The sequence below is a fragment of the Bacillus sp. SD088 genome (assembly GCF_017355205.1).
Classification (GTDB): Bacteria; Bacillota; Bacilli; order Bacillales; family Bacillaceae_C; genus Lederbergia.
In genome coordinates this window covers 360,784-385,954 of the sequence record NZ_JADIJK010000001.1, presented here as the reverse complement: position 1 = coordinate 385,954, position 25,171 = coordinate 360,784, and the positions used below count along the sequence as shown (strand labels likewise).

The following is a 25,171-nucleotide window of genomic DNA, read 5'->3' as shown; positions in this document are numbered from 1 at the left end:
CGATTAATCTCTTGATAAGAGAATATGGTACTACCATACTACGGTATTGAATTCGATTTACTCTCATTGCAGATAATTAAAATGGTACTACCATAATATATTAGAAATAAATTGATTAATCTTCTGGTTTATACCAGAAAAAGATTATCTTAGCGGAAGGGAGTGGTTTAGTATGGCAAAGGTCGAAACAGCCAAAACATCTTTACAATTTAATAAAAAAGCCTCCACATGGACACAAATGAAAAAGATGAAGTTACTATATGCCATGCTATTATTTCCAGTAGTAATGTTGTTCATCTTTAATTATCTTCCGATGTATGGAGTCATCATTTCGTTTAAGGATTTTTCACCAGGTCTTGGAATTTGGGACAGTCCTTGGAACAATTTCGACCATTTTAAACGTTTATTTACAGATTTTATGTTTATAAGAGCATTAAAAAATACGATTATCATTAGTCTGCTAAAGATTCTTATTTCATTCCCGGCACCAATTATTTTTGCATTACTGTTAAATGAAATTCGCAATCAAAAGTTCTTAAAAGTGACACAATCAATCTCGTATTTACCACATTTTATGTCTTGGGTTATCTTATCAGCCATGATCATTGAAGTCTTTTCTCCACAGCGGGGAATAATTAATTATGTCATCACGATGTTTGGTGGCGATCCAATAAACTTCTTGTCTAGTAAGGTTTTCTTTGTGCCAGTTCTTCTTATCACGGATATTTGGAAAGAAATCGGATATGGAGCAATCATCTATATCGCTTCTATAGCCTCAATTGATCCGGCATTATATGAAGCGGCTGAAATGGATGGAGCTGGAAGATTCAAGAAAATGATTCATGTCACATTACCCTCTATTATGCCAATGGTAATTATTATGTTTATTCTTCGTTTAGGTGGGATTTTGAATGCAGGGTTTGACCAAATCTTGAATTTGTATAATCCACTCGTTTATGAAGTGGCAGATATTATTGATACATATGTTTACAGAAGTGGTTTAGAGCAATTTCAATTCGATTATGCTACTGCGGTGGGGTTATTCAAAAATGTGATAGGGGTTCTCTTTATTTTGGGAGCAAATGCTATTATCCGCAGAAAAAGTGAACATGGAATTTGGTAAAAAGGGAGTTGTGCACTTATGGGTATCAAAAAAAGGAAATTTTCCTTGTTCGAAATTTGTTTAGTCATTGGATTTTGCTTTTTTTCTTTTCTTGTTTTATATCCGTTCTGGCAAACATTTGTTTTATCCTTTTCAGATCCTAATCAAGCTTCAAGCTTGGGCGCAAATTTATGGCCAGAAAAATGGATTTCTGATGCTTACCAGTTCGTGTTTGGATATGGCCATATTATGAAAGCGTATATGAATACGATAGTTCGAACCGTAGCTGGTACTTTTTTAATCGTTGCTTTCACAACATTAGCGGCCTACCCACTTTCTAAAAGGGAATTACCATTTCGGAATACAATTACAATTTTTTTTCTAATTGCAATGTTTTTTTCCGGCGGGATTATTCCTGACTACTTACTAGTGAAAAACTTGGGCCTAATAGATACTAGATGGGCTTTGATCTTACCAACCGCTGTCAATGTTTTCTACATCATTATTATGAGAAATTACTTCATGACCATTGATAAAGGTATTGAAGAATCTGCAATGATGGATGGAGCAAGTTATTTTACGATTTTAACCAAAATTATCCTACCGCTTTCCAAGCCAGTTATAGCAACGATTGCTTTATGGGCGGCTGTCTTTCATTGGAATGAATGGTTCCATGCCTTGGTTTATATTCAAGATGATGCAAAATCAGTTTTACAAATTATTGTAAGAGATATGCTTACGGCGATGGATTTATCGCAATCTACTGATGCCGCAGCTCTTGGAGGAGGTGGGGGATCCAGCAGAAACCTTCTGTTAAGTAATGTCAGGGCTGCGACCGTTATCATTTCTATTGGACCAATTGTTTTAGTTTATCCATTTGTACAAAAATACTTCATTAAAGGTATTATGATTGGATCATTAAAAGGTTGATAGATACAAGGGGGAGAAACGATGAAAAGTTTAAAAGGCATATTTTTTGTTGTATTTTTGATTATGGTTCTTATCATATCTGGTTGTAGCTCAAATGTGAGTAAAGAAGCTGAGAAAGAAGTCGATATCTCGTCTCTACCTGAACCGGGGGATTTCAATGATGAGTTAACACTAGAGTTATCTGGTTCTATTACGAGAGGAAAAGTAGAAGAAGGAAACTATGTCCAAAAACGTTTAGAAGAGATGTTTAATATCAAGATTAAAAATGTGAAAATTGATACTTGGAACGAAGACCAAGTGAATCTATTAGTAGCATCGGGTGACTTGCCTGATACCTTTTCTTTTACGGCGGGAGGACAAACTCCACAGGAAATGTATGATTCTGGTCTAACGAGAACAATTCCGAAAGAAATGCTAGAAAAATATGCTCCACGATATATGAAGATGCTAGAGGAACATCAACCTGGACCGATTATGAATTTAAAAGATGGAACTGATAATGAATATTTATCCTTAATTGGCCAATATGCTCATGTAGAAGGTCTAGCTTGGGGGCCAACTCTTCGCTTGGACTGGTTAGAAAAGCTAGGATTTGAACCGCCAGGAGATTTAAAGCCTGTAGGCCCAGGTAAACGGGAAAACATCCTATATACAGAAGAAGCTTATACGATTAAGGAATTAGAGGAAATTTTACTAGCCTTCGTGAACGATGATCCTGATGGAAATGGGAAGAAAGATACGTACGGGATTTTACCTGCTAATAATAATCTGAATTGGGCGACCACTTTAATGGGGGCATTTGGAGTAGCAAACGGATATAATTTAATGGAAGATGGGGAATTAGTCGTAACAGAAATTTCTAACCAATATAAAGAGTGGTTGAAGCTCATGGCTAAGTGGTATGATATGGGAATCATTGATCCTGAGTTTACAACTTTAGATGAGCAAAAAGGGTGGGAAAAATATAAGCAAGGAAAGGTTGGTTATTATATTGCGCAACCTGCTTATCTTGCTATGGATGACTGGGCAAGGGGACGCGCCCCACAAAATGTTGTCGAAGATCCAGATTCCACTGCAAAAGTGTTAGCCCTTGCTCCTGAAATTGGACCAGATGGGTATCAAGGGGAAGGAGCTTATCTACCAGTTGTTGACCTAGCAGATAATTTTTATGTATCTAAAGATGTTACAGATGAAGAACTGGCTAGGATTTTACAAATTTTTGATTATATTAATCTGGATGATGATGCGAGATGGACTTTATATGGTGAAGTGGACGTGCACTCCGAATGGGAGGGAGAACCTGAAAAGTCGGCCTTGAAGGTAAAGCCAGAATGGGATTTGGAAGAAGGTAATTCTGGATTTTGGGCTTATAATTTTAGAACATATACTAAAGAGAGAGTAACTTGGTTTACTTCAGAGTATACATTAAAGTTAAAAGAAGATTTTTATGCTCGAGATGATATTCAGGAAAAAATGTTAATACGACCGTATAAATATGATCTTTTAAATGAAACAAATGGAAGAGAAATTGATAAACGCTATGGTGCTCAATTAACGACAATCGTTGATGAATTTAGAATGAAGTCGATCGTTGGAGAGGTCGATATTGATAAAGAGTGGGATAATTATGTGCAAAATTGGATGAACAACGGCGGGAAAGAGAAACTTGAGGAACTAGAAAAGGCGGCAACTGTGGATGACCTTCTTAATCCAGAAGATTAATAAGTAGAACAATGGTCCCGAGGTTATAAACTAAGGGGCTTTTTCTAGTAATAAGCATTGCGTATGATGAGTCGGTTAAAGGAGGAAGCGATCGATGTCTATTCAAAATACACTACCTATTCATAAAATAGATCCCCAACAACAAATTATTATTGATCGTGAACCAGGCCAATATTTAGGTCAACCGGATTCGATTTTACTTAATGATGAACAGACGATCTTTACTGTCTATCCGAAAGGACATGGAATCGGAGAGGCACTGCTCAATAAAAGTGTGGATGGTGGATTAACTTGGCAAGGGAGAATCGTTCCAAATGAAACATGGAGGGATTCCCGCGAAACGCCGACAATTTATCAACTCGATTGTAATCATGGTCAACAAAAGCTCATTTCTATTTCAGGTGGACCTGGTTGGGGAGAGGATCAATTTAAAGGATGGAAAACATCGATCTCGACCGATTTAGGGAAAACTTGGAGTGACTATAAGGAATGGTTTATAGGACACCAAACAATTGTGGCGATGTCTAGTCTCGTTCGTTTGAAGGGTGAAAAGGGTCAATGGTTGGATCGATGGATGGGGGTCTATCATGATTCCAAATTTATCAATTATAAAACGTACTTAACTTTTTCAGAGAATGGGGAAGAGCGGTGGAGTAAGCCTGAACCTTATTTACAGCCCTATCGCGAAATAGAACAGACTGTTCAATTATGTGAAGCGTGTATTTTTCGTTCCCCAGATGGTCATCAACTTGCCTTATTAGCGAGAAGCCAATCACATATGCATACATCAACGATTTCTTTTTCAAATGACGAAGGAGAGCACTGGACAACCCCCAGAGAAGTTCCGGGTTCTATAAATGGGGAACGACATAAAGCCGCCTATGATCCAATTAGTGGTCGACTTGTTATATCTTTTCGGGAAATTATATTGGATTATAATAATGATGGAGTGATTGAAGAGGATGATTGGATGGCAGGAGATTGGGTAGCTTGGGTTGGGACTTATGATGATTTAATAAATGGAGAAGAAGGGGAGTATCGTATTCTTTTAGGCCGAGACTTCACTCCATCGAAAAAATCGGGTGATTGTGGTTATGCTGGAAATGTTGTAATGAGAGACGGTACTTTTTTTCTGAACTCTTATGGGTATTTTGATAAAGAAGAAGTTATACAAAAGGGGAAGGAAGCTAGACCGTATGTCATAGGTGTCCGTTTTAAGTTAACTGATTTTTCCTAAGGTTATCAGTTAGAAAGCTTGTCGGTATATAAGGATAATACCTCCATAGATATAAGTTATCCAAAAGTACTGTTGTTTCAAGATAGATATCGAAGAAAATAAAAACAAGGAATGATAATATTGCGAAATAAAGAATTCTTTCAAACTATTCATAAAAATTTAATTGTCTCTTGTCAGGCATTGGAAGATGAGCCGTTACATGGTTCAGAATTGATGGCCAAAATGGCAATGGCTGTTAAACAAGGTGGAGCTGTTGCCATTCGGAGCAATTCAGCTATTGATGTGGAAGCGATCAAGAAGGCGACGAATCTCCCTGTTATTGGCTTAGTGAAACGAAATTATCCTGACAGTGAAGTATTTATTACAGCCACTTTAAAAGAGGTTAAGGAATTATTGGAGGTAAAACCAGATGTAATCGCCTTGGATGCGACTATTCGCCAACGGCCAAATGGAGTGAAATTGGTAGAGTTGGTTCAGTTTATTCATGATCATAGTGATACTTTGGTTATGGCCGATATTGCGACGATTGAGGATGCTACTTATGCAAGTGAATGTGGGGTGGATATGCTTTCAACCACCCTGTCTGGTTATACGGAAGATAGCCCAAAACAGAAAGGGCCTGACTTCGAACTTGTTCAGCAATTATGTGAACGAATGTCCATACCAGTAGTGGCTGAGGGAAGAATTCAAACTCCTGAGCAAGCGAAAAAAATGCAGGAACTTGGTGCGTGGTCAGTCGTGGTTGGCAGTGCTATTACGAGACCGCAATTGATTACGAAGGCTTTTGCTGAATGTCTAGGGGAAACCCTTAAGGTTTAAAGCGGATGAATAAGAGGCTGAGACATAACTAAAGTGCTAAGCTCCAATGATGAACAATGCATCACCTTAGAGAAGCATATTTCCAGGAGCATAGGATATATACCATAGTAGTTCGGTTTTTTATTTGGTGAAGACACTTTTGTCCCAGCCTCTGTATAAGATTTCTATTTGTTTGTTCTAACAGATTCTCGTTCTAATAAACAAACAGGTATGGTATGTGGCTGCGTTGTTTTTCCATTTAATAATTGAATTAATTGCTCTGCTGCCATCGATCCCCACTCATCTTTAGAATAATTAATCGTTGTAAGAGGGGGCTGGAGATATTGAGCAACCTCTGTATTATCAAAACCAATAATTTGTATATCTTGGCCGATTTTATACGAGGTTTTTTTAAATCCTTGATAGAGACCAACTGCCATCGTATCATTGAAAGAAAAGATGGCCGTTGGTGTCATCGATTTCTCGACAATCTCATTCACAATGTCTTTTCCAAATGATTGGCTAAAATCCCCAGAGTAGATTGTATAGTTGATCGAAGGGTGTTTTTGTAAAATAGCTACGGCGGCTTGAAGTCTTTGCTGTGAGTCGAAATTTCCACCAGGTCCTGTAAGTAGAATAAGATTTTGTTGTTTGTTCTCGATTAAGTAGTTTATTGCTAATTCAGTTCCGGTTTGATTGTCAAGGAGGACAAGTTCGATATTGGAATGATGTAACTCCCGGTCAAGTACGACAATTTTATTTCCTAATTCTGCATAGCGTAAAATTTCTTCATCTGGAAAATTCCAATCTAATATAACGGCTCCATCAATAATCCCTTCAGGAAGGAAACGATGAGATTCCTTTCCTGTACAGGCAATGAGATCGTAGCCATGTTGATTAAATGTTTTTCGCATACCTCTTAGTAAATCTCCGAAAAAAGGGCCACCATAATCAGGCATAAATGCGCCGATAATGTTGGATGCGCGGTTTTTTAAAGTTCGAGCAGCAGCATTAGGAACATAATTTAGTTCTTTGGCAATCTCAAGTATTTTTTTACTTGTCTTTTCTGTTACCTTCGGACTTCCATTTAAAGCATAGGAGACCGTTGAAATAGATACGCCAGCCTTTTTAGCGATATCTTTAATACTTACCATACCGTTTTTCCTCCAACTCCAATGTATTCCTTGATTATACTCTATAATTTGTTTGAATATTTTACAAGTAATTTTTCGAAACGTTTCTATTCCGAAATGGGAAAGGATATGGTACAATCCTATTAAAAGGTATAAATTATCCCGAATTAAATGATAGTAAGATGTAAGGGGATTCTTAGAGTTGGAGGAAAACGCTCTCTCGATTTCTTATTGCTAGTTAACTAGATTTAAATGCATGGGTTTTTACATGCGAAGACCTGTTCAAAGTGAATTTTATATTTCATAGAAAAGGAGAATATATATGAGTAAATTAAAAGTTGGAGTAGTGGGGTGTGGAAGTATCGCGAAATTCCGTCATCTACCAGAATACGCAATGAATGATCAAGTTGAGATTGTCGCTGTCTGTGATATCGTAGAAGAAAGAGCTAATAAGATGGCAGGGGAATATGGTGGTCAAGCTTTCACCAATTATGAGGAGATGCTTAGTGAGGTTGAACTAGATATTGTCTCTGTTTGTACGCCAAATTATTTGCATGCACCAATTAGTATTGCGGCATTAGAAGCAGGAAACCACGTCCTATGCGAAAAACCAATGGCTACTTCTGAGAAGGAAGCTTTAGATATGATTCAAGCAGCAGAAAAGAATGGCAAGAAGTTAATGATTGGTCATAATCAACGTTTTGTTGCTTCCCACGAAAAGGCGAGAGAACTCATAGCCAATGGTGAGGTAGGGAAAATTTATAGCTTCCGTACAGCTTTTGGCCATCCTGGACCAGAAGGATGGGGGATTGATGGAAAAGATAGTTGGTTTTTTAGAAAAGAAGAGGCCTTTATTGGCGCAATGGGAGATCTCGGTGTCCATAAAACAGACCTTATGCGTTATTTATTAGGAGAAGAGTTTGTAGAAGTAGGTTCTTTTGTGGAGTCAGGTGCGAAAGAAAATAGTACTGTTGATGATAATGCTGTTTGTATTTTAAAATCAGAGACCGGTATTATCGGGACGTTAGCCGCAAGCTGGGCTTACGGGAAAGAAGATAATGCGACGATTATTTATGGAGAAAAGGCCGTATTACGATTAGAGGATGATCCTGAACATTCGCTGATTGTTCATCATGTTGGTGGAGAAACAGAGAACTTTGATCTTGGAAAAATCCAATCCAATGAAGATGGTGGGCAATCCAGTACAAAGGTTATTGATCATTTTGTTGATAGTATTGTGAAGGATACGGAACCACCGATTAATGGAGAAGAAGGCATGAAATCCTTAAAGGTTGTATTAGCAGCATTAGAATCTAGTGAAACAAAGAAAATTGTGCAAATATAGAGAAGAAGCGTTAAAATGAGACTGTGTTCAAACAATTAATAAAGTGTTGTTCAAAGAAGAGGATAAAAAGGACCGAATGGCATTTTTACCGACCTTTTGAACAGCCTAATAACAGAAGGGATAGGTGACTGTAGGTATGAAACTTGGAGTGTTTACAGTACTTTTTGCAGAAAAATCTTTCGAAGAAATGCTTGATCATGTCAAGGCATCTGGTCTAGATGCGGTGGAAATTGGGACAGGTGGGTATCCTGGAAATGCACACTGTGACATGGATGCCTTACTTGAAAGTGAGGAAAAACGGAAAGATTACTTGCATCAGGTGGAATCACGTGGTTTAACGATCAGTGCGTTCAGCTGCCATAATAACCCAATTCATCCGGATAAAGAAGTTGCAAAAAAAGCAGATGAAACGTTGAGAAAAACGATTAAATTGGCATCATTAATGAATGTACCTGTTGTGAATACTTTTTCAGGAACAGCTGGTGATCATGAAGGGGCAAAACAACCGAATTGGCCTACAGTTGCATGGCCACCAGAACATTTGGATGTCTATAACTGGCAGTGGGAAGAAAAGCTTATTCCATATTGGAAAGAAATTGGTACTTATGCGGAAGAACATAACGTGAAAATCGGTATAGAGCTTCATGGCGGTTTCCTTGTTCACTCCCCATATACCTTATTGAAATTGAGAGAAAATACTTCCGACGCAATTGGCGCAAACCTTGACCCAAGTCATATGTGGTGGCAAGGGATTGATTCAGTGGCTGCCATCAAAATTCTTGGCGAGAAAAACGCCATTCATCATTTCCATGCAAAAGATACTTACATTGATCCAGATAATCTGAACATGCATGGTTATTTAGATATGCAACCCTATGACAAACTGCAAACAAGAGCATGGACATTCCGCTCGGTTGGCTGTGGTCATGATGTGAAAGAATGGTCTGACATGATGAGTGCTCTCCGTTTATATGGTTATGACTATGTTGTTTCAATTGAACACGAAGATCCACTTATGTCTATTGAAGAGGGATTCCAACGCGCAGTTAGCAATCTGCAATCCGTCTTAATTAGAGAACAACCTGCTGAGATGTGGTGGGCGTAATAGTAGTATAGAAAAGGGCGAGTAATCCCTTCTTAAAATGAAAAGCGGGCCAGACTCTTAATAAGAAAAGAGTCCGGCCCATTTTTTCGTTCGACAGTACCTGACAAAATTCGGGGTGTGCCAGGCACCTGTTATTATTGGTATTTCATTCAAAAATAACTTAAAATAAATCCGACAAAGGGGATGTTTTTATGGCAAGGTATATGGTCATCGGTGCTGGAATTCTGGGGGCCTCTACAGCGTACCATTTAGCTAAATCGGGAGCCGATGTAACAGTCATTGATCGGAACGACAAGGGACAAGCGACACAGGCAGCAGCTGGAATTGTATGCCCATGGTTATCTCAGCGTCGGAATCAAGCATGGTATCAGTTGGCTAAGTCTGGAGCGGCTTATTATCCTAAGCTAATGGCAGAACTCGAAAATGCTGGAGAAACGAATACGGGTTATGCTCGGGTTGGCGCTCTTAGTATACATAGAGATCAAAAAAAATTACAGGCAATGGAAATAAGGGCCATTGAGCGACGAAAGGATGCGCCAGAAATCGGAGATGTACAGCTCTTAACATCGGAAGACGCAAAAAAAATCTTTCCCCCGCTTGCTGATGGATATGGAGCTGTATATGTAAGTGGAGCAGCACGAGTCGATGGTGGGGCTATTCGCGATGCGTTATTGCGGGCGGCAGAGAGAAATGGCGCTACGATTGTACAAGGAGATGCCTGTTTACAGGTGAGTGGAAAAAAAGTAGTTGGTGTTCGTGTAGATGAAAGGGAATTTTCGTGTGATACAGCGTTGGTGACAAATGGTGCTTGGGCAAAGGAGTTATTTGAACCGCTAAACATTCGAATGAATGTTTACTTTCAAAAAGGCCAAATTATACATATGCAGGTAAAGGATCAAAGCACAAGGGATTGGCCTGTGATTATGCCTCCGGGCGTTCATTATATTGTTCCTTTCGCTGATGGTAGAATCGCTGTAGGGGTTACGCATGAAAACAATACAGGTTTTGATGTAGCTCCTACTGTATCGGGAATGTATGAAATTTTTGAAAAGGCTATGGACGTAGCGCCTGGTCTGTCTAAAACTGACTTTCTTGATGTGAAGGTTGGATTTCGCCCTTTCACGCCCGGATTTTTACCTATCATCGGAGCGCTTCCTGATTATGAAGGGATTTACCTTGCAAACGGTCTTGGCTCAAGCGGTTTAACAGTGGGACCATATCTTGGTGCTCAGCTAGCAAAACTGGTACTAAACGAAGAGATAGATATTTCATTAGAACATTATTCTGTGGTAAATGCACTAAACTAAGCGGGTCTTCCTTAGGCCCTTTTAAGACTAGCTCCAAGATATTGTCATAGAAAAATAGGCATTGTTTGTAAGGGAATTTATTGAAGAAGTGGAGCATTTTGGCGAAAAATGTGTTACAATATAATTAGTAAACGCTTACAATGAAGATGCAGAACAGGGGGAGTTTTATTGAGAATGACACCAAGAGCACTTAAGGCATATATGCTTGCAATCATCGGAATTGCAAGTCTTACTCTCCTAATCGGTTTTACAGAAAAGCCAAATACCAGTTTTGAATTGCAAGGAACGATAAGTGTTGCTCACCGTGGAGCTTCTGGTTATGCTCCTGAGAATACTATGGCGGCTTTTCAGAAGGCTGTTGATCATGGAATGGATTATATCGAGCTTGACATTCATTTATCAAAAGATGATCAGCTTGTCATTATTCATGATGATAAAGTAAATCGAACAACCAATGGTTCTGGATATGTTCGAAATTTTACATTAGAAGAATTAAAGGAACTAGACGCGGGAAGTAAATTCAATGCTTCTTTTAAAGGGGAAAGAATTATTACGCTTGAGGAGTTATTGGACACTATGCTTCATCAAATAGGGATTATTATTGAAATTAAGGAACCAGAGGCGAATACAGGAATTGAGCAAATTCTAGCTGATCTTATTGAACAATATAATAATACGAATAATGTTATCATTCAATCTGTGAATTTCGAATCAATGAAAAAAATGCATGAATTACTTCCAAAAATTCCAGTGGCTGTCCTTGTGTCAAGAACGGAACATCCACTTTCAAGTCAACAGTTAGATGACATTGCCGATTATGCAACCTATGTGAATTATAACATTCGCTACTTGCGACAAAGAGATGTGGAGGAAATCCATAAAAGAGATAAAAAGGTGATGGCTTGGACCATTCGTGATCCAAGGAAAATGCAGAAGGCCTTGAACCTGGGGGTAGATGGAATTATAACTGATTATACAAAATGGATCGTGGATTCCCGTACAGCGGGAGAGGAAATGAATTAATTATAATCATATAGAAAATAGAATGCACCTAAGGAGGTGCATTTTTTGAGTTTACTTCATTTTTTTTCTATCATTTTTCCAAAGGGACATACATATATTCCTAATTAGAAAGAGAAGGAATCTTAATTAAAATAATTATAAATAAGTATTGATTTTTACTTGGTATCTGTTATTATATTAAATATAGTCTAATGAAAATGAATTAAAGGCGGGATAATATGAGTAATGAACGTAAAAACTTAACGACTAGTTGGGGTTCTCCCGTAGGAGATAATCAGAATTCAATGACAGCTGGAGCACGCGGTCCAGTACTAATACAAGATGTTCACTTGTTAGAAAAACTAGCACATTTTAATCGGGAAAGAATCCCTGAACGAGTGGTTCATGCGAAAGGGGCAGGGGCTCATGGTTATTTTCAAGTAACCAATGATATTTCTCAATACACGAAGGCTGATTTTCTATCAGAAGTTGGAAAAAGAACACCGATGTTTATTCGCTTCTCAACTGTAGCGGGTGAGTTGGGATCAGCTGATACTGTTCGCGATCCACGAGGTTTCGCTGTAAAATTTTATACGGAAGAAGGAAATTATGATTTAGTTGGAAATAATACACCTGTTTTCTTCATCCGTGATGCGATTAAATTTCCTGATTTTATTCATACACAAAAAAGAGATCCACAAACACATTTGAAGAATCCAACAGCGGTTTGGGATTTCTGGTCATTATCGCCGGAGTCATTGCATCAAGTGTCAATACTTATGTCTGATCGTGGCATTCCTGCAACATTCCGCCATATGAATGGCTATGGCAGCCATACTTTTAAATGGGTCAACGCGCAAGGTGAAGCCGTTTGGGTGAAATACCACTTTAAAACAGAGCAAGGTGTTAAAAATCTTGATGTGAAGTTAGCTGAAAAGTTAGCAGGGGAAAATCCGGATTATCATACTGAAGATCTGTTCAATGCGATTGAAAAAGGTGATTTTCCAAAATGGAAGCTATATGTGCAAATCATGCCAATGGAGGATGCAAACACGTATCGCTTTGATCCGTTTGATGTGACAAAGGTTTGGTCGCAAAAGGATTATCCATTGATTGAAGTAGGAGAAATGGTATTAGACCGGAACCCTGAAAACTACTTTGCAGAAGTAGAGCAAGCCACCTTCTCACCAGGCACATTTGTTCCAGGAATTGAGGCATCACCTGATAAAATGCTGCAAGGACGCTTATTTGCCTATCATGATGCTCATCGTTATCGTGTCGGAACCAACCATCAGATGTTGCCGATTAATCGAGCGAAAAATGAAGTAAATAACTATCAACGTGATGGAGCTATGAGATTTGATGCAAATGGTGGAGGATCTGTCTATTATGAACCTAATAGTCAATCAGGACCTGCCGAAACAGCAGACAATAAACAATCTGGATTTGCCGTATCTGGTGTTGCAGAAAGTGTTGCTTATGACCACCATGATCATTACACGCAAGCTGGTGATCTCTATCGTTTGCTTACAGAGGAAGAGCGTACACGATTAGTAGATAATGTCGTGAATGCGATGAAACCAGTAGAAAAAGAGGAGATTAAACTTCGCCAGATCCGTCATTTCTACAAAGCTGACCCTGAATATGGTACACGTGTTGCAGAAGGACTTGGTTTAGAGGTTCCGAAAGAAGAAGCATTATCTTAATAAGAAACATAGAAAGAATGTTCCGATATAGATTTGGGGCATTCTTTTTTTGTCCCTTCATATATTGTACAAGAGGAGGTACATTGAAAGCGTTGCCGTTATATGGCGAGAGGGAGTGTATTTAATGAAAAAAGGGTTCATTCTGCAAATTCTGATCGCATTTGTCTTAGCTGTGATTGTAGGAGCTGTGTTTGGTGAGAAGGCTTCTGCCGTTCAGCCACTTGGAGATTTATTCTTACGTCTTATTAAGTTTATTATTGTGCCTTTGATTTTGTCGACGATTATTGTAGGGGTAACAGGAGCTGGAGGAATTAAAGAATTGGGCACGATCGGTGGAAAATCGATTCTTTATTTTCTTATGACTAGTTTGATCGCGATTTGCTTTGGTTTACTTGCGGGGTTTATTTTTTCTCCTGGGAAAGGGTCTGATGTCGTTTTAGAAGGTGGGACCGCTGAAGCCGCAACATCAGAAGGTGTGATCGATACCCTGTTGAACATCATTCCAACCAATCCAATTGAAGCCTTAACAACAGCAAATGTTTTGCAAATTATTTTCTTCGCTATTTTTGTGGGCATCGGAATTACATTAGTTGGAAAAAAGGCGAAACCTGTTCAAGATTTTTTTGAAGGGTTTGCTGAAATTATGTATAAGATTACTGGAATCATTATGAAACTTGTGCCGATTGGAGTGTTTGGTTTATTGGCGCCGATTGTTGGGGCTTATGGGATCTCTGTTCTCCTTCCACTTATTAAAGTCATAGTCGCGATGATTGTTGCTGTGATTGTCCATGTTGCTATTACCTATACCGTTGCGGTGAAGACATTGGGGAAAATGAGTCCATGGCATTTTTTAAAAGGGATCTTTCCAGCGGCATCAGTGGCTTTTGCGACTTGCAGTAGTTCGGGGACCTTGCCAGTTACAATGAAAAATACGCAAGAAAATTTAGGTGTTTCGAAAAAAACAAGTAGCTTCGTCTTACCACTTGGTGCGACGATCAATATGGATGGAACAGCGATTTATATAGGGATTACCGTGATGTTTATTGCGCAATATTTCAATGAGTCACTGTCCTTTACACAAATCTTAACAGTTATCTTAATGGGAACCTTAGCATCTATCGGGACAGCGGGAGTTCCGGGGGCAGGATTAGTGATGCTGTCCATGGTGCTGACAGCGATCAATTTACCCTTAGAAGGGATCGCTCTTGTTGCTGGAATTGACCGATTGCTAGATATGCTGCGGACATCTGTGAATATTGTTGGTGATTCTTCTGCATGTGTGGTTGTAGAAGGAACAAGTAAAGATCAAGATTTTAATAACGATCATCCTCCAGCAATTTCAACATAAGACCATTCTAATTAGCGGTAATCTCGCATCCAATTTTGGGTGCGAGATTATTTGCTTGAATGAAAGGTAAACGATAAAATAATGAAATGTACACGTAAGAGTCTTTCACCTTGCATGTTATAGCTGAAAAATTTCGGATTTCCCCGAAATCTATGATAAAATTAGGTTAAAGTTGTATGGAAGTATATTATACATAAGGCTTAGGAGGAAAATACATTGTCAAAACAGCAAATTGGTGTCATTGGTTTGGCCGTAATGGGCAAAAATTTAGCTCTGAATATTGAAAGTCGTGGTTATTCTGTGGCCGTTTTTAATCGTAGCCCGGAAAAGACAGAGGACTTTTTGAAAAAAGAGGCTGAAGGAAAAAATGTGGTGGGTACATTTTCGGTTGAGGAGTTTGTCAATTCTTTAGAAAAGCCGAGGAAAATTTTATTGATGGTCAAAGCGGGACCAGGAACAGACGCTACGATCGACTCATTAAAGCCTCATTTAGAAAAAGGCGATATTTTGATTGATGGCGGAAACACGAATTTTAAAGACACAATCCGTCGTAATAAAGAATTAAGTGAAGCGGGGCTGCATTTCATTGGTACAGGCGTTTCTGGAGGAGAAGAAGGAGCATTAACTGGGCCTTCAATTATGCCAGGTGGACAAAAAGAAGCATATGAGCTTGTGGCACCAATCCTAAAAGCCATTGCGGCGAAAGTAGATGGGGAGCCTTGTACAACCTATATTGGCGCTGACGGTGCAGGACATTATGTGAAAATGGTCCATAATGGAATCGAATATGGCGATATGCAATTAATTTGTGAAGCCTACTTTATGATGAAACATGTACTTGGTTTAACTGCTGAAGAACTTCATGAAGTATTTTCGGAATGGAATAAAGGTGAGCTAGATAGTTATTTAATTGAAATTACGGCCGATATTTTTACAAAGAAAGATGAAGAAACAGGAAAGCCGCTTGTCGATGTGATCTTGGATACAGCAGGGCAAAAGGGAACAGGAAAATGGACAAGCCAAGATGCTCTTGATTTAGGTGTACCTCTTCCACTGATCACCGAATCTGTCTTTGCTCGTTGTATTTCGGCGATGAAGGAAGAACGTGTAGCTGCAAGTAAAGTGCTATCTGGCCCAGAAGCCGTAGGATACGATGGGGATAAAGATGAACTAATTGAAGCGATTCGCAAAGCGCTTTATATGAGCAAAATCTGTTCTTATGCACAAGGATTTGCGCAAATGAGAGCAGCAGCAGAAGAATATGGCTGGGATCTGAAATATGGGGATATTGCGATGATCTTTAGAGGTGGATGCATTATTCGCGCGCAATTCCTGCAAAAAATTAAAGAAGCCTATGATCGTGATCCAGAACTTGCCAACCTGATGCTGGATCCATACTTCAAAGAGATTGTCGAAAACTATCAAGGGGCATTGAGAAAAGTGATCGCAGTTGCTGTTGAGCGTGGAATCGCGGTACCGACCTTCTCAAGTGCCATTGCCTATTATGATAGCTATCGCACAGAATCACTACCAGCTAACCTTCTACAAGCTCAACGTGATTATTTCGGTGCACACACATATCAGCGTATCGATAAAGAAGGCGTCTTCCATACAGAATGGATGAGCGAGTAACAACCAAAACCATAAACAAAAGCTTAGCGTAAGGGCTGAGCTTTTGTTTTTGTTTTTTGAGGTGCCAGGCACCCCTCGAAATTTGTCGAATAATCTTTAAAGATATAAAATATGATACACTAGAGATGTAAAATAATAACTGCATGGTTGCAGAAGAGGTTCGTAATTCCATCCCTCTATAAAAAACTAAGGAGACGAGACGATACGTTTACTTGGTGTTGTCTTTTTTTGATGGTAATATCCGAATCTCTTCTCTAATAGGGAGGAGAATGAAAATGGATAATCGTAAGGCAGTTGTTGTATTTAGTGGTGGACAAGACAGCACGACCTGTTTATTTTGGGCATTGAAAAAATTCGAACATGTCGAGGCTGTTACGTTTCACTATGGGCAACGCCATATTGCTGAGCTGGATTGTGCTAGGGAGATTTGTAAGAAACTCAATGTCCACCAACATGAACTAGATATGACGCTGTTGAATCAGTTAGCACCAAATGCATTAACAAGAGATGATATGGAAATTACGGAAGGAGACAATGAACTGCCTTCGACCTTTGTGCCTGGGAGAAATTTGCTTTTTCTTTCCTTTGCAGCCGTTTTGGCTAAGCAAATTAATGCAAAACATATTATTACAGGAGTAAGTGAGACAGATTTTAGTGGATATCCGGATTGTCGGGATGGATTTATTAAATCGCTAAATGTGACGCTTAATTTGTCAATGGACGAGACCTTCGTGATCCATACACCGCTCATGTGGAGAGATAAATCAGAGGTTTGGGAATTAAGTGACCAGTTAGAAGCTTTCGATTTTGTAAAGGAACATACGCTCACTTGTTACAATGGAATCAAAGCAAGTGGTTGTGGAGAGTGCCCTGCATGTCAGTTACGCAATCGAGGATTAGAGCAGTATGAAAAACGGCGACAAGGTGGTGCAACAACATGATGCAACAAATTTATCCAGTTGTCCCACATGCTTATGTCTATGAATTGAATAAGGATTTTCATTTTGCAGCAGCTCATTATATCCCACACGAGGACGCGGGCAAATGCCAACAGGTACACGGGCACACGTATTTTGCCAATATTACGATCGTAGGAGATGAATTAGATCATACAGGTTTTTTAGTAAACTTTAAGTCAATCAAGGATATTGTTCATAAACGATTTGATCATGAAACTCTTAATAAAGATCAGGCATTTTCCGATCAGAATGCCCTGCAATTTCCAACAACAGAAGTCGTGGCCCGCACGATCTATGAAATCGTGCAACAATATTTAGATTCACTTCCTAATCTTCCAATTTGTCTGCAAGTTTTTTTACGTGAAACGCCCACAAGTTATTGTATTTATCGTCCCAAAAGGGGGGAGAACTAATGAAGATACCTGTTCTCGAAATTTTTGGGCCGACGATTCAAGGGGAAGGAATGGTCATTGGACAAAAAACAATGTTTATTCGGACAGCAGGATGTGATTATTCGTGTTCATGGTGTGATTCAGCTTTTACATGGGATGGTTCTGAAAAGGAAAAGATTCAGATGATGGAGCCAGAAGAGATTTGGCAGGCCTTGAAAAAGCAGGGGAGTGATACCTTTAGCCATGTGACCATTTCTGGTGGAAATCCTGCATTACTGAAGCAAATGGACGAGGTAGTGGACTTACTACATGGACATGGGATGCGAATTGCCTTAGAAACGCAGGGGAGCAGGTGGCAATCATGGTTTACAAAGATTGATGAGCTCACTTTATCACCAAAACCGCCGAGTTCAGGAATGAAAACGAATTTCGAAACATTGGATCAAATTATTCATTCCCTGAAAAATGAGCAAAAAGGCAGTTTTAGTTTGAAAATTGTTGTGTTTGATCAACAAGATTTGGAATATGCCAGTGATCTGTATAAACGTTATCCAGATGTAAGCTTCTTTTTACAAGTTGGAAATAATGATCTTTCCAACCTTGATGATCGGCAATTACTTTCCTATTTATTAGAACGTTATGAATGGCTCATAGATGAAGTGATGAAAAGCAATGAATTAAAGAATGTGCGTGTTTTGCCTCAATTACATACGTATTTATGGGGAAATAAACGCGGGGTGTAGCTTATGCAGCATGTCAATGGCTAATAGTAAGGTTTTAACAGCTAATAAATTGGCCTCAACAGCTAATAGAGTGTGCACAACAGCTAATAGACTTCTTCTAACGGCTAATAGCAAAAAGAAGGCGTTAAATTAAGCAAAACAGCTATCTTAGGTGCGAAATCGCCTTTGAAAAAGGCAATGGCTAATAGACCGAGTGCAACGGCTAATAGACAGTCTTCAACGGCTAATAGGGTGCCGAGGGGCTAATAGAAAGCATATAATGACGAATAGAATAACTCTAATGGCTAATAAGAATCATTCACATATTTGTAAAACAAAAACCCAGAAAGAACCTAGATAGGTCCTTTCTGGGTTATCGGAGTTAATCATTTGAAAGCTTAAGCTTTTCAAGTATTTTAAAGAAGAGACTTAGGATGATGGCGACAACGGTAGCCAGCCCCATCCCCGCTAATTCCACTGACCCCATTTTAATGGCCGCTCCACTGATTCCAATAGCGAGAACGACACAAGTTAGAATGAGATTTTGTGAAATACTATAATCCACCTTTGATTCAACCAGCATTCTTAAGCCACTCACAGCAATGATTCCGAATAGTAGTAAGGAGATCCCTCCCATAACTGGTGTTGGGATCGACATGATTAAGGCTGCTAGTTTTCCACAGAAAGAGAGAATAACAGCCAGTACTGCTGCCCCACCAATGATCCAAGTAGAATACACTTTTGTGATGGCTAAGACCCCAATATTTTCTCCATACGTCGTATTAGGGGTAGCTCCGACAAAACTGGATATAATAGTGGAAATTCCGTTCCCCATAAAAGATCGATCAAGCCCTGGGTCTTTAATCATATCCTTTTTGACGATATTACCAGTTACAATCAGATGTCCAATATGCTCTGGTAGCAAAACTAAGGCAGCTGGTAAAATGATCAGCATATCCGCCCAATTTATTTTCATCGAGTAAACTTCTGGTAAGGCAAACCATTTGGCTTCCTTAACAAGGGAAAAATCGACTAATCCGAAGAAAGCTGCGATCACATATCCAGATACAATGCCGAGCAAGATCGGAATAATCTTTAGAAATCCTCTTAAGGTTACCCAGTAAATAACGGTTAAGCCTAATGTTAAGAGAGAGACAATAATCACTTTTGAATCAGGTGAGACATCTGGAGCTGTGATGAGTCCGGCCATATCAGCAGCCGTTGGAACAAGCTCCAATCCAATAACAGCAACAATTGCTCCCATTGCTGCAGGTGGGAAAATAATATCGATCCATGCTGTTCCAATAAATTTAACGATAATTCCAACAATCAACAACACGATCCCAACTAAGAGAAAGCCACCAAGGGCATGGGCATACCCGTCAAGCCCACTATAATTAGCGAGAACTATGGTAACAGGTGAGATAAAGGCAAAGCTTGATCCTAAGTATGCAGGAATCTTTCCTTTTGTTATAAAAATATAGATAAGCGTTCCGATTCCGTTCATTAATAAAATGATAGCTGGGTTGATCCCAAATAATAGTGGTACTAATACAGTGGAACCAAACATAGCGAATAAATGCTGGAAACTTAATGGCAAGCTTTGTAAAAGCGGTAAACGTTCATCTACTTGAATTTCTCGTTGTTTCATCCGACATCTCTCCTCTTTATTATCTTGATCAAATAGCTGATAAATTATCAGTTGTCTTTTGGTTTTAGTCAAAAGAATCCCTATTTTATGAATACAGACTTCGCCATTAGGCTGGGGGGCTTGTACAATAAAAAGCACCTCGCCTAATGACTGGCAAGGTGCATAATAGTCGGATGATCGTCCAGTTAAATATGCAAAAATCTACACTTATGGTAAGTGTGTTCACCTTGTCAGCCTCACAGGACTGTTTTAAAGGGTCTGATTCATTTGTCATACGTATTATTACAGGTGGGAAGGAAAAAGTCAATCATTATTCATCCCGAATGAACGGGCAGTAAGCTTCCCACTGAACGAATTTATTGAAAGTCTCCATAAGGTTTTACATTGCCCAATTCCTCATTCATAAGCAATAATATAATTTACTTCGCTCTTTGTTCATAAAGTCTAGCCATCTCGACAATCACATGAACGGCTTTTTCCATATTATCGACAGAAATAAATTCATACGGGCCATGGAAATTTTCACCACCTGTAAAGATATTAGGTGTAGGCAAGCCCATATAAGAAAGCTGAGAACCATCTGTGCCACCACGAATCGGCGCAATAATCGGTTCGATATCTAGATTTTTCATTGCATCTGAGGCAATTTCGACAATTTCAATTACAGGTTCAATTTTGTCTCTCATATTGTAATATTGATCGTTAATTTCATATTCGATCCGATCGTTCCCATATTTTTCAGTAAGCATGGTAACGATTTTTTCAATTCTGGACTTTTTTGCCTCAAATTGCTTTTTATCAAAGTCGCGAATAATATAATCCAATTTGGCTGATTCTACATCACCATTGAAAGAGAGGAGATGATAAAAGCCTTCATAGTCTTCTGTAAATTCCGGAGCCTGCCCAGCAGGTAATGCTTGGTGGAATTCCATGGCTATTTTACTTGCATTCACCATCGTCCCTTTTGCAGTTCCAGGATGGATATTAGTCCCTTTAAATGAAATTTTTAAGGCTGCGGCATTAAAACTCTCAAATTGTAATTCCCCGAGTGGGCCGCCATCCATCGTGTAGGCATAGTCAGCGCCAAATGCTTTTACATCAAACTTATGCGGACCACGGCCAATTTCTTCGTCAGGAGTAAAGGCCACACGAATTTTTCCATGTTTGATCTCAGGATGTTCGATTAAATAACACATGGCCGTCATAATTTCGGCAATCCCTGCCTTGTTATCAGCACCTAACAGCGTGCGCCCGTCTGTTGTCACCATCGTATGCCCGATATAATTCTTTAGAGCGGGGAAGTGGTCTGGTGATAGTACCATATTGTCATTTAGAGGGATATCTTTCCCATCATAATCAATAATCACTTGCGGGTTTACTCCAGCACCGGTAAAATCTGTTGCTGTATCAACATGGGCTAAGAATCCGATCACAGGGACGATTTTATCCGTATTTGCTGGAAGTGTGGCCATAACATATCCATTCGTATTCATGGTCACATCCTCCATCCCGATTTCCTTCAATTCCTCGACTAATAACTCGGCTAATTCAAGTTGTCCAGGAGTGGATGGGCAATTGCTGTTGTTTTCATTTGATTGTGTGTCTATTCTAACGTAGGTTGAAAAACGTTCAATGATCTTACTTTTCATCCATTTTCTCTCCTTTATTTGAAACTCATCATGTAAATGCTACCATGCTTCTTAGTTTACAGTAAATCTTCAAGAAAAAGAACAAAAGTGCAATGGGTCTGTTGTAAAAAATAAAAAAGCCGTCTGTTTTGCAATAAACAGCCGACTTTTAACAATTTTGATTTGGATCTATTTCTTGCCAATTCTCTGCCCAACGTTGGATCTCTGCCATTAATGGTTGCAGGGCTTTTCCTTTATCTGTCAAAGAATATTCGATTCTAACTGGGGTCTCAGGATAGACTTTTCTTTTCACAATTCCTTCGTGTTCTAAATCCTTTAGTCTCTCTGATAACACTCTGGCACTAATCGGCATAGAAGATTCAATTGTACAAAAACGTTGAGGACCATTTAATAGTTGGAAAATAATTAGACCTGTCCAGCGTTGTCCCAATAATCCCATTGCCTTTTCAAATCTAGGGCATAAATTATTATTCATTATGTTCACCTCACATCATTATTATATATCATGATCTGTCTTTCTGATATAATTTTCTTTTTTTGTAATGGGAGTCTCATCTTTGTCCTTATTATCCCGCATTAACGGGCAGTAATACCCCCACCTCGAGGCATTAAAGAATACGGAGAAGCATAGGTGGGGGATACACTGCCCGTAAAAGCCCGATTGGTTCAGGCCTGCAGGACGCAGGTCACAAAGGCGTTGCAACAGGATGTTGCGAATTTAGCCTTTGATCCTTAACAATCAGTGGGGGATGAAAGAAAACCCCCACTGATTGAAGGTTCACTTTATTGACATTATAACATATTTATTCTATAGTTACTTACGTAAAGTAACTAATGAGGTTTCATTAGTAAATTGTAGATAATGTTCAGTAAGGAGAGGTCAACATGATTGAAACAAAACAGGATTTTTTTAAAGCGGTAGAGGATAGACGCTCTGCATATAGCATTAGCAAGCAATCGCCTATTTCAGATGAGAGAATTGAAGAAATTGTCGCTTATGCTATCAAACATGCTCCGTCTGCGTTTAATTCACAAAGTGGAAGAGCTGTTGTACTTCTAGGTAAAAATCATGATAAACTTTGGAATTTAACAGAATCGGCACTAAAAGAAATCGTTCCAGCTGAAAATTTCCAACCAACAGCTGATAAAATGGCTTCCTTCCGTAATGGATATGGAACAGTTTTATTCTTTGAAGACCAATCAGTGGTCAAGGATTTACAAGAGAGATTTCCTTTGTATCAAGATAAAATGCCTGATTATTCCTTGCAATCTTCAGGAATGTTACAATATATTGTTTGGACTTCTTTACAAGTAGAAGGATTAGGTGCCTCTCTTCAACACTATAATCCAATTATTGACGATGCTGTGCAAAAAGTCTGGGATATCCCAAGCAACTGGAGCCTAGTGTCTCAAATGCCATTTGGACAACCAACAGCTGCAGCTGGAGAAAAGCAATTTAATAGTCTTGAAGAAAGAATGAAAGTTTTTAAATAAGAAATAATGTAGAGGGACGTCTTAATAGGCGTGCCTCTTTTCTGTGGAAAAGGGCGGAACTACACTAGAGAGTTTCTATTCATAACATAATAAGTAAGGTGATAGGAAGTAGACTTTAGGCCTGAAATCAAGTGGCTTCGCTCCCGCCTTATGTACAAGGGAGACTGCCTCAACCTTTTATGGGATTCCTCTCATGACTGTTTTTCTGTGAAGCAATTTAAATAGGAATAGTCGATTTATGCTAAATTTTGATGAGAAGTTTATATCCGAAAAATCAGAAAAAGTATTGCCAGATGATTTATAAAAATTGTATGATGAGAACAACTTACTAAAGTCACTGAAGAAAGCAATTTATGATGTGACATCTTAGAATTTTTCCACAAACACCTACAGGATTTTCTAGTTATACCTCAAATGACTATTTTAATAGGATCAAGTTACTTATCTCCCAGAATACACTCTAATATTTACTCAACCATGTGATGTATTTATAAGTTTAAGGCGCCAAAGTTAAAGTAAGCCTTTATGGAAGTGATCATTTGCGAAGAACAGGCCATTTAAAGCTTATTCAAGAATTGAATCAATTTATGGTGCTGAATACGATTAGAAAAGAGGGACCTATTTCCAAAAGCGAAATAGCAAAAAGGCATCATTTAAGCCTTACTACCGTAACATCAGCCGTAAATCATTTAATTCAGGATGGATTAGTTTATGAAGAACAACCGGGAGCATCAAGTGGTGGAAGAAAGCCGATCCTTCTACATTTTTCATCAAATCGTTATTTTATCGTTTGTCTATCTATCTCTAATACTGCCATTACAGTAGGAAAACTGGATTTAAACCCAAGGATTATCAATAAAGTTTCTTTTGACGCTGAAGAAAGAAAAGGAATAGAGTACATTGATTTTTTACTAAGTGTTGCGGATGCATTTTTTAATAAAATGGTAGATAAGGAAAAATGTATCGGCATATCGCTCGTTGCTCCTGGTATTGTTGACTACGGAAGCGGTATCATCCGTTACAATTCTAAATTAATGCTTAAGGATGTGCGCTTGAAACAAATATTTGAAGAAAAATTTAATATTAAAACCTGGCTTGATAATGATTCAAATGCAGCCGTTTTAGCTGAGAAAGAAATAGGAGATTACCAAGATTATAAAAATATTCTATACGTCATTCTTAGTGATGGCGTCGGGGCTGGGATTGTTCTAAATAATAGCCTATTTCGTGGACATAAGGGAGGGGCTGGTGAATTTGGCCATACCATTGTGGAAAGTAATGGAATTCGGTGTGAGTGCGGGAATAAAGGCTGCCTGGAAAGTTATGTAAGTTGGCCCGCTATTCATTCCAGAATTTATGCTTCTATTGGCAAAAGGGAGTATAGCAAAATGATTGAATTGGTTTCCGGGTAGAAATATTTTATTTCTTTTAATGTTATCTGTTTTAATGGTGCTAAACCAAGTCTTTTTATTACCACAGTATCTGATTATGTCCAAACTAGGTTGGTTGAATTCGATACAGGCGCTGATTGTACCAGGATTATTTAGCGCATTCGGGACCTTCCTCTTAAGACAATTTTTTATGATATTACCAAATGAGCTCGAAGAAGCGGCTAAGCTAGATGGAGGTAATCACTTTCAAGTCTATTGGCATATTATGCTGCCTTTAGTGAAACCAGGCTTATTAGCTTTAGCAATCTTTACCGCCCTTTGGTCGTGGAATGACTTAATGTGGCCATTAATAGTTCTCCTGATAAAATGACCCTTTCCGCCGGTCTTGCATCACTCCAGGGAGAACATACAACAGACTACTCTTTGTTAATGGCGGGGTCTGTATTAGCGATATGGCTGATGGTGGTGGTGTTTATCTTGCTACAGAAACAATTTATTGAGGGGATTGCCATTACAGGCTCAAAGGGGTAATCCCGTAGAAATAGT

General features: G+C 38.9%; 21 protein-coding genes, 1 pseudogene and 1 riboswitch. Of the genes and pseudogenes, 18 read left to right on the top strand and 4 right to left on the bottom strand.

Annotated features, from left to right (window positions below; genetic code table 11):
* Window positions 1-172 precede the first annotated feature (172 nt).
* The 5 genes from IPU53_RS01545 (at window position 173) to IPU53_RS01525 (ending at window position 5,810) form a co-directional block, all read left to right on the top strand.
* Window positions 173-1,123 (top strand): ABC transporter permease, encoded by a 951-nt coding sequence (locus IPU53_RS01545; protein ID WP_242697984.1) that lies wholly within the window; start codon window positions 173-175, stop codon window positions 1,121-1,123.
* Between the two features lie 18 nt (window positions 1,124-1,141).
* Window positions 1,142-2,032, top strand: a complete 891-nt coding sequence (locus IPU53_RS01540) for a carbohydrate ABC transporter permease (protein ID WP_207446745.1) — start codon at window positions 1,142-1,144, stop codon at window positions 2,030-2,032.
* Between the two features lie 21 nt (window positions 2,033-2,053).
* The gene (locus tag IPU53_RS01535; RefSeq protein WP_207446743.1) at window positions 2,054-3,754 is read left to right on the top strand and encodes an ABC transporter substrate-binding protein; all 1,701 of its coding nucleotides are present in this window, start codon (window positions 2,054-2,056) and stop codon (window positions 3,752-3,754) included.
* A 94-nt stretch (window positions 3,755-3,848) separates the two neighbouring features.
* The gene (locus tag IPU53_RS01530; RefSeq protein ID WP_207446741.1) at window positions 3,849-4,991 is read left to right on the top strand and encodes a sialidase family protein; all 1,143 of its coding nucleotides are present in this window, start codon (window positions 3,849-3,851) and stop codon (window positions 4,989-4,991) included.
* Window positions 4,992-5,102: 111 nt separating this feature from the next.
* Window positions 5,103-5,810 (top strand): N-acetylmannosamine-6-phosphate 2-epimerase, encoded by a 708-nt coding sequence (locus IPU53_RS01525; RefSeq protein ID WP_207446739.1) that lies wholly within the window; start codon window positions 5,103-5,105, stop codon window positions 5,808-5,810.
* Window positions 5,811-5,974: 164 nt separating this feature from the next.
* Here the strand turns inward: IPU53_RS01525 and IPU53_RS01520 are convergent, their stop codons facing one another.
* A complete protein-coding gene (locus IPU53_RS01520; protein WP_278253220.1) occupies window positions 5,975-7,060 on the bottom strand; it encodes a LacI family DNA-binding transcriptional regulator in 1,086 nt (361 codons plus the stop codon).
* A gap of 184 nt (window positions 7,061-7,244) precedes the next feature.
* Here IPU53_RS01520 and IPU53_RS01515 point away from each other — a divergent pair, with 184 nt between their 5' ends.
* The 10 genes from IPU53_RS01515 to queE all read left to right on the top strand — a co-directional run bounded on the left by IPU53_RS01515 (window position 7,245) and on the right by queE (window position 18,461).
* Window positions 7,245-8,267: a Gfo/Idh/MocA family protein gene (locus IPU53_RS01515; protein ID WP_207446735.1), complete on the top strand. Its 1,023-nt coding sequence runs from the start codon at window positions 7,245-7,247 to the stop codon at window positions 8,265-8,267.
* A 136-nt stretch (window positions 8,268-8,403) separates the two neighbouring features.
* Window positions 8,404-9,372: a sugar phosphate isomerase/epimerase family protein gene (locus tag IPU53_RS01510; protein WP_207446733.1), complete on the top strand. Its 969-nt coding sequence runs from the start codon at window positions 8,404-8,406 to the stop codon at window positions 9,370-9,372.
* A 191-nt stretch (window positions 9,373-9,563) separates the two neighbouring features.
* Window positions 9,564-10,679, top strand: coding sequence for an NAD(P)/FAD-dependent oxidoreductase (locus IPU53_RS01505; RefSeq protein WP_207446731.1), 1,116 nt, complete (start codon window positions 9,564-9,566; stop codon window positions 10,677-10,679).
* A 174-nt stretch (window positions 10,680-10,853) separates the two neighbouring features.
* The gene (locus IPU53_RS01500; protein WP_242698002.1) at window positions 10,854-11,702 is read left to right on the top strand and encodes a glycerophosphodiester phosphodiesterase; all 849 of its coding nucleotides are present in this window, start codon (window positions 10,854-10,856) and stop codon (window positions 11,700-11,702) included.
* A 218-nt stretch (window positions 11,703-11,920) separates the two neighbouring features.
* Window positions 11,921-13,387 (top strand): catalase KatA, encoded by a 1,467-nt coding sequence (katA, locus tag IPU53_RS01495; protein WP_207446727.1) that lies wholly within the window; start codon window positions 11,921-11,923, stop codon window positions 13,385-13,387.
* A 124-nt stretch (window positions 13,388-13,511) separates the two neighbouring features.
* Entirely contained in the window at window positions 13,512-14,735 is a 1,224-nt protein-coding gene (locus IPU53_RS01490; protein WP_207446718.1) for a dicarboxylate/amino acid:cation symporter, read from the top strand.
* Between the two features lie 216 nt (window positions 14,736-14,951).
* On the top strand, window positions 14,952-16,367 hold the full coding sequence (gene gndA, locus IPU53_RS01485; protein WP_207446716.1) for an NADP-dependent phosphogluconate dehydrogenase: 1,416 nt from the start codon (window positions 14,952-14,954) through the stop codon (window positions 16,365-16,367).
* A gap of 149 nt (window positions 16,368-16,516) precedes the next feature.
* A riboswitch (PreQ1 riboswitch) is annotated at window positions 16,517-16,563 on the top strand.
* A 79-nt stretch (window positions 16,564-16,642) separates the two neighbouring features.
* Entirely contained in the window at window positions 16,643-17,308 is a 666-nt protein-coding gene (queC, locus tag IPU53_RS01480) for a 7-cyano-7-deazaguanine synthase QueC (protein ID WP_207446714.1), read from the top strand.
* The gene (gene queD, locus IPU53_RS01475) at window positions 17,305-17,739 is read left to right on the top strand and encodes a 6-carboxytetrahydropterin synthase QueD (protein WP_207446706.1); all 435 of its coding nucleotides are present in this window, start codon (window positions 17,305-17,307) and stop codon (window positions 17,737-17,739) included. Before queC ends, queD begins: the two co-directional genes overlap by 4 nt.
* Window positions 17,739-18,461, top strand: coding sequence for a 7-carboxy-7-deazaguanine synthase QueE (gene queE / locus IPU53_RS01470; protein ID WP_207446704.1), 723 nt, complete (start codon window positions 17,739-17,741; stop codon window positions 18,459-18,461). Before queD ends, queE begins: the two co-directional genes overlap by 1 nt.
* 361 nt (window positions 18,462-18,822) lie before the next feature.
* Here the strand turns inward: queE and uraA are convergent, their stop codons facing one another.
* The 3 genes from uraA to IPU53_RS01455 all read right to left on the bottom strand — a co-directional run bounded on the left by uraA (window position 18,823) and on the right by IPU53_RS01455 (window position 22,215).
* Window positions 18,823-20,091: a uracil permease gene (gene uraA / locus IPU53_RS01465; RefSeq protein ID WP_207446702.1), complete on the bottom strand. Its 1,269-nt coding sequence runs from the start codon at window positions 20,089-20,091 to the stop codon at window positions 18,823-18,825.
* Between the two features lie 419 nt (window positions 20,092-20,510).
* Complete coding sequence (gene pepT, locus IPU53_RS01460) at window positions 20,511-21,740, bottom strand: peptidase T (RefSeq protein ID WP_207446700.1); 1,230 nt, start codon at window positions 21,738-21,740, stop codon at window positions 20,511-20,513.
* Between the two features lie 148 nt (window positions 21,741-21,888).
* Window positions 21,889-22,215, bottom strand: coding sequence for a winged helix-turn-helix transcriptional regulator (locus IPU53_RS01455; RefSeq protein WP_207446698.1), 327 nt, complete (start codon window positions 22,213-22,215; stop codon window positions 21,889-21,891).
* 410 nt (window positions 22,216-22,625) lie between these two features.
* On the opposite strand from IPU53_RS01455, the gene IPU53_RS01450 reads away from it, so the two are divergent.
* The 3 genes and pseudogenes from IPU53_RS01450 to IPU53_RS01440 form a co-directional block, all read left to right on the top strand.
* Entirely contained in the window at window positions 22,626-23,234 is a 609-nt protein-coding gene (locus IPU53_RS01450; RefSeq protein ID WP_207446696.1) for a nitroreductase family protein, read from the top strand.
* 587 nt (window positions 23,235-23,821) lie between these two features.
* Window positions 23,822-24,646 (top strand): ROK family transcriptional regulator, encoded by an 825-nt coding sequence (locus tag IPU53_RS01445; protein WP_242698001.1) that lies wholly within the window; start codon window positions 23,822-23,824, stop codon window positions 24,644-24,646.
* Window positions 24,636-25,156 (top strand): annotated as a pseudogene (locus IPU53_RS01440) (carbohydrate ABC transporter permease); the annotation flags it as partial. The gene IPU53_RS01445 and the pseudogene IPU53_RS01440, both read left to right, overlap by 11 nt.
* Window positions 25,157-25,171: the final 15 nt, after the last annotated feature.

What these genes read in the sequence shown, in the direction of transcription:
- IPU53_RS01450 (WP_207446696.1), top strand. Translation starts at nt 22,626, where the DNA reads ATGATTGAAACAAAACAGGATTTTTTTAAAGCGGTAGAGGATAGACGC.
- IPU53_RS01540 (WP_207446745.1), top strand. Translation starts at nt 1,142, where the DNA reads ATGGGTATCAAAAAAAGGAAATTTTCCTTGTTCGAAATTTGTTTAGTC.
- IPU53_RS01490 (WP_207446718.1), top strand. Translation starts at nt 13,512, where the DNA reads ATGAAAAAAGGGTTCATTCTGCAAATTCTGATCGCATTTGTCTTAGCT.
- IPU53_RS01505 (WP_207446731.1), top strand. Translation starts at nt 9,564, where the DNA reads ATGGCAAGGTATATGGTCATCGGTGCTGGAATTCTGGGGGCCTCTACA.
- queD (WP_207446706.1), top strand. Translation starts at nt 17,305, where the DNA reads ATGATGCAACAAATTTATCCAGTTGTCCCACATGCTTATGTCTATGAA.
- IPU53_RS01510 (WP_207446733.1), top strand. Translation starts at nt 8,404, where the DNA reads ATGAAACTTGGAGTGTTTACAGTACTTTTTGCAGAAAAATCTTTCGAA.
- uraA (WP_207446702.1), bottom strand. Translation starts at nt 20,091, where the DNA reads ATGAAACAACGAGAAATTCAAGTAGATGAACGTTTACCGCTTTTACAA.
- pepT (WP_207446700.1), bottom strand. Translation starts at nt 21,740, where the DNA reads ATGAAAAGTAAGATCATTGAACGTTTTTCAACCTACGTTAGAATAGAC.
- IPU53_RS01500 (WP_242698002.1), top strand. Translation starts at nt 10,854, where the DNA reads ATGACACCAAGAGCACTTAAGGCATATATGCTTGCAATCATCGGAATT.
- IPU53_RS01535 (WP_207446743.1), top strand. Translation starts at nt 2,054, where the DNA reads ATGAAAAGTTTAAAAGGCATATTTTTTGTTGTATTTTTGATTATGGTT.
- IPU53_RS01525 (WP_207446739.1), top strand. Translation starts at nt 5,103, where the DNA reads ATGATAATATTGCGAAATAAAGAATTCTTTCAAACTATTCATAAAAAT.
- IPU53_RS01455 (WP_207446698.1), bottom strand. Translation starts at nt 22,215, where the DNA reads ATGAATAATAATTTATGCCCTAGATTTGAAAAGGCAATGGGATTATTG.
- katA (WP_207446727.1), top strand. Translation starts at nt 11,921, where the DNA reads ATGAGTAATGAACGTAAAAACTTAACGACTAGTTGGGGTTCTCCCGTA.
- IPU53_RS01545 (WP_242697984.1), top strand. Translation starts at nt 173, where the DNA reads ATGGCAAAGGTCGAAACAGCCAAAACATCTTTACAATTTAATAAAAAA.
- queC (WP_207446714.1), top strand. Translation starts at nt 16,643, where the DNA reads ATGGATAATCGTAAGGCAGTTGTTGTATTTAGTGGTGGACAAGACAGC.
- IPU53_RS01530 (WP_207446741.1), top strand. Translation starts at nt 3,849, where the DNA reads ATGTCTATTCAAAATACACTACCTATTCATAAAATAGATCCCCAACAA.
- IPU53_RS01515 (WP_207446735.1), top strand. Translation starts at nt 7,245, where the DNA reads ATGAGTAAATTAAAAGTTGGAGTAGTGGGGTGTGGAAGTATCGCGAAA.
- IPU53_RS01445 (WP_242698001.1), top strand. Translation starts at nt 23,822, where the DNA reads ATGGTGCTGAATACGATTAGAAAAGAGGGACCTATTTCCAAAAGCGAA.
- queE (WP_207446704.1), top strand. Translation starts at nt 17,739, where the DNA reads ATGAAGATACCTGTTCTCGAAATTTTTGGGCCGACGATTCAAGGGGAA.